Raw genomic sequence first — 12193 nt, 5'->3', positions numbered from 1 at the left:
GTCAGCAGACCTCCAACTCGACGGGCGTGATCCTCGGCAGGGGCACCCGCACCCGGGACCGGCGCGGTGCAGCCGGCGCGGCGGCGACCCTCCGCTGTGCCGCCGCGGTCCGCTGCGCGGGCACGGTCGGCGCGGCGGTCCGGCCGGCGGGCCCGGTGGCGGCCAGGTCCAGGGCGGGGCCGGCGAAGCGCGCGGCCCCGCCGTGGCGGGTGCCCGCGTACGCGGCCGGGGCGGTGGCCGCGAACCGGGCCAGCGTGTCGCTCCCGCCGCGGGCGGCGAACCGTGCGGTCGCCGGCTGGGCGGGCAGGGGCCGGCCGGCGGCGTCCGGGTCGTCGATGATGATCCGGTCGTACGCCGAGTCGTCGGACAGGTCGGCGAAGGTGGTCAGGTCGGCCGCCGGCAGGGCGGTGCCCTCCGGCAGCGCCACCGTCCGCCCGGCGGCCAGCCGGACGACCCCGGGGGTGGTGATCTGCTCCACGGGTGACAGGTCGCGGAACTGGCCGGGCGCGAAGTCGTCCTCGACGGTGTCGCCGAGGGTGCCGGTCAGGGCGCCGTCGCCGGTGCCCACCGTGACGCCGGTCAGCGTGAACCGGTTCGGCCCGGTGATCCGGGACGTGCCGACCCGCTGCAGGTCGGTGTCGAGCGGCAGCACGTTCTCCCGCACCGCGAGCAGCGCGCCGGGCTGCAGCAGCATCGGCCCGGCCCAGCCGGTCAGGTCGCGCAGGGTCACCGGCTCGCCGGCGCCGATGGCGGGCCGGACCTCCCAGGCCGTGGGGGTGGACAGCGCCCCGCGCAGAAGTTCGGCGGCGTCGACGTGGCTGGGCTCGTCGGCGCCGGCGTCCTTCCCGTCGGTCCAGGAGAACTTCGCCGACACCTCCCAGAACAGGAACTTGATCCGGGCCTCGCCCCAGGCCTTCCACGGGCCGGGCCCGGAGACGCCGATGATCAGGTTCACCGCCAGCAGTTCCTTGTCGCCGAACTTGAGCGACACGGTGGCGCCGATCTCGGCGGTGAACCAGAACGGCTTGAACTGGAACATCACGTCGAGCCACGCGCGGCCGTCGATGACGAAGCCGCCGCCCTCGAAGTGCAGCGTCAGTTCGGCGCCGAACTGGGCGCTGTTGCTGGTCACCGCCAGGTACGCCGACAGGTTGACGCCCTTGCCGGACTTCTGCAGGGCGATGGTGAACCGCTTGACGGCCGGAAACCCGGGTGGGGCGGTGAAGCGGGGGTGGAAGCCGCCGATCGACACCGCGAACGTCCCGCCGGCGCCCCAGCGGGCCCGCAGCGCCATCTCGCCGGAGACCGGCCGGCCGAACAGCTTCGAGTCGATCAGCGCGGCGTCCACGCTGATCTCCCGGCGGGCGACGTCCACGATGCCCGCGGAGTCCAGCCGGAACTTGCCGGCGTCCTTGAAGTCGATGACCAGCCTGCCCAGCAGCAGGACGCGCACCGGGTCGGGGAACTCGACGAGCACCGCCAGGTCGGCGACGACCTGCCCGCCGAGGAAGTTCAGCCGGACCATCGCGCCGAGGACGGTGCCGGTGGTGTCGACCGGGAAGATCCGGCTGAGGGTCGCGATCACGGCGGGGGCGTTGGCGACCGGGTCCTGCGGGAACAGCAGCGCGTCGAGGGTGCCGGCGCGGGCGGCGTTGCGGACCTCCTCGGGGTTGCTGCGCCGGTTGTACCCGACGACCAGCCCGAGGCCGGTGATGGAGATGCCCCAGAACAGCGGCAGGCCGGGGAACCACTCGTACGTGCCGGCGAGCAGCAGCGAGAAGGTGTGCCCGCCGTCGGCCTCGGTGAGCCGGCTGCCGTCGGGGTTGCGGGTGTTGACGATGGCGGTGGCCTGCAGCCGGAAGCCCTTCATCGGGGCGAGCGGCGTGGTGGCGGTCATGCCGAGCTGGATGGCACCGGCGTACATGCCGCGCGGCTCGTCGACGAACAGGTAGCCGCCGCCGGAGACGATGCCGTTGTCCATCCGCAGCGCCACCCCGTCGGGCCCCTTGAACCCCGGGGACAGGTCGGCCGCGCCGAGGTTGCCGCCGCGAATCTGCCCGCCGCTGTCGTCGGGCAGCGCCGGCGGGAACGTGAGGTCGGCGCGGACGCCGATGTTCTCCACGACCACGTGCAGCGGTCCCAGCGCCGCCCGCACGGTCGTGGTGATCAGCAGGCTGACCGCGCGCGTCTGGGTGGAGGCCTGCAGCGCGATCCGCAGCCCCTCGATGCCGATGCCGTGCCAGGACAGGTGCACCGGGTACTCGGCGGCCAGGGCGGCGGCCCCGGCCAGGTGCAGGCCCGCCCGCAGCGACCAGGCCGCGCCGAGGTCGAGGCCCAGCCGCAGCCCGTCGGCGGGCAGCAGCTTGCCGAGCAGCCCGTCGCCGTCGCCGGCGCGGATCACCAGCTCGGCGCGGCCGGCGTGTACGCCCAGCTCCACGTCGTCGCGCCCGGCGCCGAGGCTCGCCCGGCCGGTGAAGACCAGCTGCCCGACGGCGAGGTGGGTGCCCTCGGGCGCGCCGATGACCCAGCCGGGCTGGCCGGCCGGCGCGATCCGGGCGATCTCGGCGGCCCACTTCACCACGGACGCACCGACGTTGGCGGTCACCCCGTCGCTGTTCAGGGCGATGGCGGGGCCGGCGCCGCTGAGGTCGGTGGCGACGTTCCAGGCGCCGATCGAGCCCTCCAGGTGCGCCTCGCCGGTCGGCGCGAGGATCACCGTCAGTCGGCCGTCCCAGCTCGCCAGGCCGAGGGTGACGCCGAGGCCGAAGGTCGGCTGCCACGCCGCGAGCCCGGCCGCGGTTGCCTCCCGGGCGGCGAGCGCGGTGCCGTCCGGCGGCTCGCCGCCGGGGGTCCGCCGCCCGGTGAACCGCAGCCGCAGCAGGCTGTCGGCGAGCCGCCGGCCCACCTCGCCCTGGTCCGGGCCGACGCCGGGGCGTACGCCCTGGTCGGCGTCGAGGCCGAGGGCGCGCAACGCCCGGGCGAGCCGGGGCAGCAGCCGGGCGGACAGCTCCGCGACGCCCTCCGGGGTCGTCCAGCCGGCCGGGGCGTACAGGGCGCGGAAGTAGCCGGCGGGGTCGGAGACGAGGTCGACGATCCGGTCCAGATGCAGCTCGTCGCGGCGGCGGGGCAGCCGGATCGGCGCGTCGCCGGGCGGCATCGGCGCGCTGGGCGGCAGCTCGGCGGCGGGAGTGACCAGGCCGAGCAGGTCGAGCAGCGGCACGGTCCACGGCACCCGGCGCGACAGGTACGTCAGGATCAGCAGGTCGAGCAGGTCGTCGGCGAGTTCGGCGGGCAGGCCGGCCACGTCCGGCAGCTTGCCCTGCAGGGTCGGCGGAAGGGCGCCGAGCTGCCCGAACGCCTTGCCGGCGGCCTCGCCGAACTTCTTCAGCGCCGCCAGGTTGTCCAGCTTCAGGTCGGCCGACGCGGCGTCCAGCGCCTCCAGCGCCGCGCCGACCGTACCCACCCAGTCCTCGAAGCGGGCGGCGTCGAACCCGCTGACCGCCTCCAGGTCCCAGCCCAGCGCGCGCATCAGCCGGGCCCGCTGCCACGGGTCGTACGCGGCCAGCACCGGCTCGGCCAGCAGCTTGATCTCGTTCCACAGCAGAACGAGCGCGTTCCTGTCCTCGGTCATCGTCCAGCCCGTCCTTCCTGCCGCCTGTCCGTCGCCTGCCCGCCGTTCACGGCGTCACCCGGGGCACGTCGCCGAGGTCCAGCCGCAGCGACCCGCGGGCGGCCGACAGGCCCCGCTCGGTGGCGGGCAGCGCGTCGACCGGCAGTGTGTACGTCCGCCCGGTCGGCCAGGACGGCCAGGCGGCGAGCCGGGTCAGCGCGGCGGCGACCTCGGCGTCGCCCGCGACGACCTGCCCGACGGCGGCGATCAGCGCCCTCTCGTGCGCGTCGGTCCAGCCGGTGGGCGGCCCCGCGAAGTCGGCTTCCCCCGCCGCCCTGGCCTTCGTCAGCACCAGGTGCAGCGGCGTGGCGGCTCGCGCCCGGGTGCGGAACTCCGCCTTCTCGGCGTTCGACGCGGGCGCGCCCACCGCGACGAGCTGGTGCGCCCGGTACTGCTGCCAGCACGCCAGCAGCGCCACCGACCGTTCCGAGGTGAACACGTCGCCGATGCGCGCCCGGCGCGGGTTGCCGTCGGCGCCCGGCACGTCCGCCACCGTGGGGGTCACGGACGGGTCCGGGGAGTCCCAGTCGGTGGCGAGCAGGTCGTGCAGCCGCTGCCGGGCGAACGTCCAGATTCCGCGCCGGACGCCGTCGTGGCCGCGCAGCGCCAGCGCGTAGCGGTGCATCCAGTGCCACGACCGCAGGCCGAGCAGCTCCGGGGTGGTGGCGATGCCCGGGCCGGCGGCTCCCGTCGGGTCGGTCTGCGCCGGGCGGGCCCGCAGCACCCGCAGGTCGGGGAAGAGCAAGCCCGCGCCGTCGCGTCCCCAGCCGGGCACGGCGGTGACGCCGGCCTGCCCGGCCAGCGCCTCGTAGGCGTCCCGGTCCGTGGCGCGCAGGAAGGCCAGGTACGCCCACATCTCCCCGGGCGCCGCGTCGATGTCCAGCGCCGGTGGGGCGGTGGTCGGCGCGAGCAGCGGCCCGTGCGCCCGCCAGCCGTACGGGCCGAAGCGGATCACCGTCGGGTCGTCCGCGGCGACCGCGTCGAGGTAGCCGCCGGCCGCATCCGGCACGCGGTTCTCGGCGACGGCCCGCAGCACCTTGAAGGTCGACAGCTGCCGGGCGGCGCGGGCGCCGGCGTCCCCGCCGCCGGCGATCGCCGCGACGAGCGCGGGCAGCGACGGCCCGGCGCCGTGCTCCTGCGGGCGCGGCAGGACCGCCTCGGGCAGCAGCTCCGCCTCGGCGTCGAGCACCGGCCCGCTCCACTGCGCGTCCGTGGCGTGCGCCCGGTAGGCGCCGAGCCGGATCAGCTCCGGGTGCTCGGCCGGGGCGCCGCCGGCGTCCGCCGGGCGGCCGGTGACCACCCGCGAGTACAGCCGCCGGTCGGCGGCGGTGACCTCGTCGAACAGCCACACGTTCGGCCGGTCGAGCCGCTGCGGGACGTCCCCGGCGACCTGCCACGACTCCACCACGACCGGGCAGCGCCACCGCTGGTCCAGCCAGTGCTTGATCGCCACCTGGGTGGCCAGGTCCGCCACGCCGCTGACCGGCCCGAGGTACCGCTGGGCCTCCGGCACGTCCACCGGCCGCAGCCGGTCGGAGTAGCGGGGGGCGGTGGCGCCCGCCGGCTCCGTCGCGGCCCGCTCGCGGCGGGCGTACGCCTGGAACTCCCGCACCGCCCAGTAGGTGACGATGCCGTACCCGCCGTCGGCCGCGTCCGGGGCCAGGAAGCCCAGCGTGGCCAGGTCCTGCTGGAGCCGGGTCACCCAGCGGTCGGTGACCGGGGCCAGGTCCGCCGGCCGCTCGATGCCGTCGTAGCGGGCCTTGGCTGTGACGGTGGCGTCCCGGTCGTCGGGGCGCAGCACCCATCCCCCGTAGGGCGGGGTGACGGTCAGCGAGCAGCCGAAGGACAGGTCCACCGTGAAGGTGGTGAGGGCGGCGGCGCGCTTCTCGCCGGGCAGGTGCCACCAGAGCCGCTGGGTGGCCGACTTGCACTCGCCGTCCGGCCAGTCGAAGGTGATCTCGCCGAGGTTGTTGTGGCCGACGATCTCCTTGCCGTTGCCCCACGAGTCCTTGTAGTTGTCGAGGTTCCGGGCGGCCGCCAGGTACTGCGCGAGCGCCTGGTCGCGCGGCAGGCCGGCCGGGTCCACGACGGACTCCGGCGTGCCGCCCCGGAGCACCTGCGGATCGGCCTCGTCGTGGCGGACGAACTGCACGTAGACGCTCCACTCCGGCGGCCGGGTCAGGATCTTCAGCGCGTCGAGGTCGGCGACGGAGGGCCGGCCGGACACCCACCAGCCGGTGACGTCGTCCGCGGCCAGCGTCACCTGCACCCCGGCCTGCATCCGCTGCCCCTCCTTGTCGGGCAGCTCGTTGGCCCACCCGACGAGGTCGATCCGGCCGGTGACGTCCAGCAGCGGCACGTAGCCCACGGCGTGCAGCAGCCGGGTCCTGTCGTCCTCGTTGTGGAATCCGCTGGACACGAACCCGGCGAGTACCCCCTCGGTGCGGTTGACGCCCTGGAAGGGCTTGGCCGGGTCCGGCCCGCACGCGTAGGGCAGGGTGGCGGAGTAGCGGATCCGCTCGGCGGAACCGAAGTGGATGTCGCCGCCGAGCATCACCAGCCGGCGCCGGCGGATCCCGTCGGCGCCGGGCGGCGCGGCGGCGAACAGCCGAGCGAGGATCTTGTGTACGGCGGCGTCGCTGGCCACCCAGGCGTCCTCGTTGTCGGCGGTGTACCGGCCGGCGAACACCTTGGCCAGGGGCTGCGCGAGCTGTTCCAGCACCGGCACGCCGAACAGGGCGACCGGCTGGGCGACGACGGTGACCGCGTCGTCGCCGAGGACCCCGCCTCCGCTGATCATCTCGTTGAGCGGCTGGTCGTCGTAGAGCAGGCCGCCGGGGTGGTCGCCGCCCGCCGCGAACTGCCGCCAGGTGCGGGTGTCCAAGGCGACCAGCTGGTAGCGGGGCCAGGTGACCGTCCAGTGGTAGGTCAACGCCCCCGCCGGCCGGACCAGCCTGCCCTCGTCGGTGACCGCGGTGGGCAACCCGAGGCGGGTGCGCAACGCCTCGTCGTCGCCGTCGTTGGGGGCCGCCGTCCAGTCGCGCAGCGCGGCCAGCGCCGCCCGGCCCGGCTCCCCGGCGTCGCCCGCCTCGGCGAACCGCTCCGGGGTGTTGCCCCACGCCTGAAAGACGGCGAAGGCGGCCATCCCGTTGCGGACCACCCGCCGGCCCAGCGGCGAGTTCACCACCGCGTCGGTCACCCAGGAGCGGGTCATGTTCCAGTCGTCGGTGATCTCGTGGTCGTCGGCCACCATGTACGTCGCCACGTTGGCCAGCTGCCGGCGCACCGCCGCCAGCCCCTGCCGGAACCCCCACAGCGCGAGGGCCTGCTCCTGCCACCGCTCGTACCGCTCGATGATCTCCTTCTGCTGCGCGCTCGGGGTGTACGGCCGCCCGGCGCGCATCAGGTCGTGCACCGTCTCCCCGGGCCGGCGGTCCTGCGGGTCCTTCAGGATCCGGGTGTCCGCGGGCAGCACGTGCTCGAACCGCGGCCAGCTCTCGGGCCACAGCACGTCCGACCAGACCAGCAGGTACATGCACAGGTACTCGCGCAGCGACATCAGGTGGCTGGCGGCCTCGCCCGAGGTGAACTTGGCGTCCCGCTCCATCGTCGTGGCCCGCTTGCCGGGCGCGTACGTGACGTCCGTCGGCTGCCCGGTGGTGCCGACGGGCATGCCCTCGGCGGCCAGGCCGAGCCGGGTGGCCACCCCGACGTGCGCGGGCACGGCCGGCTCGTCGCCCACGGCCGGCAGCGCGTCGTGCCCGTGGATGATGGCGAGCAGCGGGTCGGCCACGTCGTCGGCGTAGATCTGGTCCCCGCCGAGCACCAGCTGGTGCGGGCGCAGGACCGGGTCCCCGGCCACGCCGGCGATGATCGGGTCGAGGGCGGGGAACGCGTCGGTGCCCTCGCCGTGCGGCTTGCGGCACGACCCGTGGAAGATCCGCAGCCGGTTCGGGTCCGCGGGCGGGGTGGCGAAGGTCGGGAACGCCGGGGCGGCGGCCGGCGCCTGCGGGTGGCCCAGGTAGGTCAGCGCCGCCCGCGCGGCGGTCGGATCGGCGGCGACCACGCCGGCCTCGAACAGGCTGTTGCCGGTCGCGCCGCCGGCGAACCCCAGGTCGTAGCCGTAGAGCGTGCCGGGTTGCAGGGTGATCCCGGCCACGGTGACGACGGCGACGTGCAGCCGCTCGCCGAGCCGTACGGTCGCGCGGCTGCCGGTGCCGACCGTGCCGGCGCGGGCGTACCCGGGAGACGCCCCGACGCCGAAGACGGTCAGCGTCACCGTGCTCGCCGCGCGCAGCGCCACGAACACCGTGACGCTGGTCGGATCGACGCGGCGGACGACAGGGCCGCACAGGACAAGTGGCAGGCTGGACGGAGCCGTCATCGCACATCCCTTCGCGCTCGGCCGAGCGACGGTGCGGTGCCGGGTCGCGCGGTGGTGACACCACGATTGAAGCCGAGCGCCCCCGACGCGCCTACCGCCGCAACAGCGCGAAGATCCAGGCCGAGGAGACGACAACCACCCGACGGGCGACCCGCCGGCCGATCCGACCAGCGAGACTGACTGTCCACTCAGCCTTTTTCACTGACGGACACCCGACGCTGGCTTGTCGTCGGCCCGGAGACCGGCGCCGTTGTAGCCGCCAGCCAGCCCCGTCATCGTTGGCCCACAGCGCGTCGAACCGCCGCCGCAGGCCCGTGGGCGGCTGGAATGTGGTTCAGATCCTGCCAAGTATGGTCCGCCCATACGGGCGGCGGCATCACCAGCGACAGTGGCGAGCGCTCTGCGGCTCTCGTCGACGTTCGGGCAGTCGACGCAATCCACACTCCCGCCTCGGCAGGCAGGGGGCTACGTCCTGCCTGCCGAGCCGCGACAGCGCTGCTGACCGTTGGAGCCTCCGAACGGCTCGTTCGCTATCAGGCTGTACAGCCGCGCGGGTCGCGCTCGCCGATCTCACGGATGACGGTGTGGGTGAACCGGGCGGGTGTTCCTTCGCTGAACAGGGTGACGCCGGTGTCGGCGGGCTGGGGGAAGATCTGGTTGGAGTGGACGTGTCTGCCGTCGTCGACGAATACTTCCATGGTCGTCCGGTCGATGAGAATTCTCAGCCGCACCTCGGTTTGGCCGTCGGCGAGCGGGCTGTGGCTGTCGAGGTGGCGGCCGGTGGAGTCGGGGCGGCCGGTGTGTCGGCGACTGGTGTAGACGTGCCCGTCGCGGACTCCGACGGTGGCGTGGCGGGTGCCGTCGGTCGATGTGCGAAGGTGGAGGCCGACGTGCGCAGGACCAGTCCACCTTATGGTCGTGGAGATTTCGTACGCGGTCGCTTGGAAGCCGAGCCGGTGCTGGCTCTCGACGTAGGCATCGGGCAGGTGAATGGTGTTGGTCACGAGGGTGTCGAGCGACCGGACCGGCCGTGAATGAAGGCGATACGTGCCGTCGGGTTGCTGGTGCAGGCGCAGCTCGCGGACGACGGAGTCGGTGCCGTTAAATCCGTCGTGCTCCCATGTCGGTGTGGTGTCGGGATACGCCCAGTTGTTCATCCAGGCCACCGCCAGTCGGGTTTGCGGGTCCGCGTCGCCGCCGCTGCGATGTTCCCACGTCACCGCCGCGTACCAGTCGTGCCCGTGGTCGAGCCACTGCGGTTGGGCGGCGTCGGCGTGGAACCTCACCCCGTCGAAGGTCCCGGTCCAGTAGGCGAACGTGTTGGGTAGGCCCGCCGGTCTGCCGTCCGCGCTGGCGCCCAGAATCCACTTGCTGGTGCCGTCAGTGGATTGGATGCGGAAGAGGTCCGGGCATTCGAGTATGCCGATTCCTGCGGTGGCGAAGCGGGACAGTGGCTCCCAACGTTTCAGGTCGGTGGAGCGGTAGAAGCCGATGTGGTCGCCTTCCGCGATGAGCACGATCCACGCACGGCGCGCATCGTCGCGGATGATCTTGGGGTCGCGGAAGTCCTCTTGGCTTGGGTTGGGTAGCACCGGCTGGTCGCTGTAGTGCTGGAAGGTCTTGCCGCCGTCGGTGGAGTGCCACAGGAACTGGGCCTGTCGCCCGTCCGCGCCGGCGTGGTCCGGCTGGGTGGCCAACGCGATGACCGCGCCGGGGCCGAACCCGCCGGAATCGTCCTCGTCAACGACCAGTGACCCGGACCAGACGTCGCCGTTGGGTTGGGTGTGCTTGGGGATCGCGACTCCCTCGTCGTGGAACGTGACGTTATCGGTGGTGGTGGCCAACCGCCAGGCGGTACCCGTCGCGCGCGGGTAGTCGGCGTTGTAGAGGTAGTAGTAGTGGTAGCGGCCGTTGAGAAAGATCGGCCGTTGAGGATCGTTCTTCCATCCGTCCGGGGCGGTGAAGTGGTACACGCACCGGTATGAATCCTTCATCGGTCGTGGATGCCCTTCAGGGTGTCGTCACCGGCTTTTCGGCATTGCGGTTCGCGAGGCCGACGAGGCTGAGCGCGTCGGCGTGGTGACAGGCGACGTAGCGTTTTTGGGCGACCTGCCGCCACTGTGGTGTCTCCTGGCCGCACAGGGCCGTGGCGTAGCGGCAGCGCGGGTGGAAGTGGCAGCCGCGGGGCGGGTCGGAGGGACTGGCGACCTCACCGTGGAGGACGATCCTCTCCCGTTTGAGGCCCGGGTCGGGGACCGGGGCGGCGGACAGGAGAGCCTCGGTGTAGGGGTGACGGGGAGCGCTGAACAGCTCGTCGGTATCCGCCAGCTCGACGATCCTCCCGAGGTACATGACGGCGACGCGGTGCGAGAGGTGCTCGACGACCGCGAGGTCGTGTGCGATGAACAGGTAGGCCATGCCGAGTTGTGACTGCAGGTCCTTGAGGAGGTTGAGGATCTGGGCCTGGATGGAGACGTCGAGCGCCGAGACCGCCTCGTCACAGACGATCAGGCGTGGATTGGACACCAGGGACCGGGCGATGCCGATGCGTTGCCGCTGGCCACCGCTGAACGCGTGCGGGTAGCGGTGCAGGTGCTGGCTGCCGAGTCCGACCATTTCCAGGGTCTGGCGGACGCGCTCGACCGCCTCGTCGCCGCGAGCGAGCTTGTTGTGGACGAGGGGTTCCTTGACAATGTCGAAGACCGTCATCCGCGGGTCGAGCGACGAGTGCGGATCCTGGAAGATCATGTGGAAATGTCGGCGGGCGGCACGCAGCGGCTCGCCGCGCAGGGCCGTGAGGTCGGTCCACCCGGTCCCGCCGGTGTTGAGCATGACCTGCCCACGGGTGGGTTCGATGGCCCGGACGATCATCCGGCCAAGAGTTGTCTTCCCCGACCCCGACTCGCCGACCAGCGCCAGGGTCTCGCCCGCGTTCACCCGCAGGTCGATTCCGTCGACCGCGTACACCTGCCCGGCGGCGCGCTTCCAGAACCCCTTGCGGACGGGGAAGTACTTCGCCAGGTCGTTGACCGCCAGCACCTGCCGGTCATCGGTTGGCTCAGAGTGCTGTCCACTCATCGTTTGGCTCCGTTTCCTGGCCGTACAGGAAGCACCGGACCTGGTGTCCGGGCTCGACCTCGGTCAACGCGGGCACGGCGGTGTCGCACGTGCCCTTCATCGCGGCGGGACACCGTGCGTAGAAGCCGCACTGCACCGGCAGCCCGATCGGGACCGGCACGGAGCCCTCGATAACGTCGAGCCGCTCGACCCGGCGACCGGGCTGGGGCACCGAGCGCAGCAGCTTCTGGGTGTACGGGTGCAGCGGCCTGGCGAACAGCCGGTCGGTCGAGACGGTCTCGACGACCCGGCCGAGGTACATGACGTAGACGCGGTCGACCTCCTCGGCGACGATACCGAGGTTGTGGGTGATGTAGAGCGCGGACATGTCGTCCTCGCGCTGCAGTTGCTTGAGCAGGTCGAGGATCTGGGCTTGGACGGTGACGTCCAGGGCCGTCGTCGGCTCGTCCGCGATGATGATCTTGGGCTTGGCGGCGAGTGCCATGGCAATCATGGCGCGCTGCCGCATCCCGCCCGACAGCTGGTGGGGGTACTCGTCAAACCGCTGCCGGGGGTTGGAGATGCCCACCCTGGCCATCAGCTCCCCGACACGTTCACGGATCCGGGCCGGCGCGAGGTCTGTGTGGGTGGCCAGCATCTCCCCGATCTGGAAGCCGATGGTGTGCACCGGTGAGAAGCTGGTCATGGGTTCCTGGAAGACCATCGAGATCTCGTTGCCGCGGATGGAGAGCAGGTCCGGTGAGTCCGGCGGCAGCGCCAGAATGTCGACCCTGCTTCCGTCCTTGCGGGTCAGCATCGCGTTGCCGTGGACGACTTCGCCGGGCTGCGTGGTCAGGCGCAGCAACGAGTGGGCCATCGCGGTCTTGCCGCACCCGGACTCGCCGATGACGCCGACGGTTTCCTGGTCGCCGACGTGCAGGCTGACGCCGTCGACCGCTTTGACGATCCCCTCGTCGAGAAAGAAGTAGGTCCGCAGGTCACGGACGTCGAGTCTGTTCATAGTGGGTCCTTCGCGGTCCGGTCGTCGCGCATCGACGGCTCGCGCCGCCGGCTGCGCGACA

At 72.8% G+C, this 12193-nt stretch carries 5 protein-coding genes; all 5 read right to left on the bottom strand.

The features are described 5' to 3' along the window. Nucleotide 1 precedes the first annotated feature (1 nt). Nucleotides 2-3631, bottom strand: a complete 3630-nt coding sequence (locus tag ACGFIZ_RS04560; RefSeq protein WP_393415778.1) for a DUF6603 domain-containing protein — start codon at nucleotides 3629-3631, stop codon at nucleotides 2-4. 46 nt (nucleotides 3632-3677) lie between these two features. Beyond that, nucleotides 3678-8054, bottom strand: a complete 4377-nt coding sequence (locus tag ACGFIZ_RS04555; protein WP_393415776.1) for a peptidoglycan-binding protein — start codon at nucleotides 8052-8054, stop codon at nucleotides 3678-3680. Between the two features lie 533 nt (nucleotides 8055-8587). Beyond that, the gene (locus ACGFIZ_RS04550) at nucleotides 8588-10048 is read right to left on the bottom strand and encodes a glycoside hydrolase family 32 protein (protein ID WP_393415774.1); all 1461 of its coding nucleotides are present in this window, start codon (nucleotides 10046-10048) and stop codon (nucleotides 8588-8590) included. A 16-nt stretch (nucleotides 10049-10064) separates the two neighbouring features. Beyond that, nucleotides 10065-11132, bottom strand: coding sequence for an ABC transporter ATP-binding protein (locus tag ACGFIZ_RS04545; protein ID WP_393415772.1), 1068 nt, complete (start codon nucleotides 11130-11132; stop codon nucleotides 10065-10067). Beyond that, nucleotides 11113-12132 carry an ABC transporter ATP-binding protein gene (locus ACGFIZ_RS04540; protein WP_393415770.1) on the bottom strand — a complete coding sequence of 340 codons (1020 nt, stop codon included), beginning with the start codon at nucleotides 12130-12132 and terminating at the stop codon, nucleotides 11113-11115. Before ACGFIZ_RS04540 ends, ACGFIZ_RS04545 begins: the two co-directional genes overlap by 20 nt. Between the last annotated feature and the right edge of the window lie 61 nt (nucleotides 12133-12193).

The organism is Micromonospora sp. NPDC048830 (assembly GCF_043198215.1).
GTDB lineage: Bacteria > Actinomycetota > Actinomycetes > Mycobacteriales > Micromonosporaceae > Micromonospora.
This window is presented reverse-complemented; position numbering and strand designations above follow the sequence as displayed.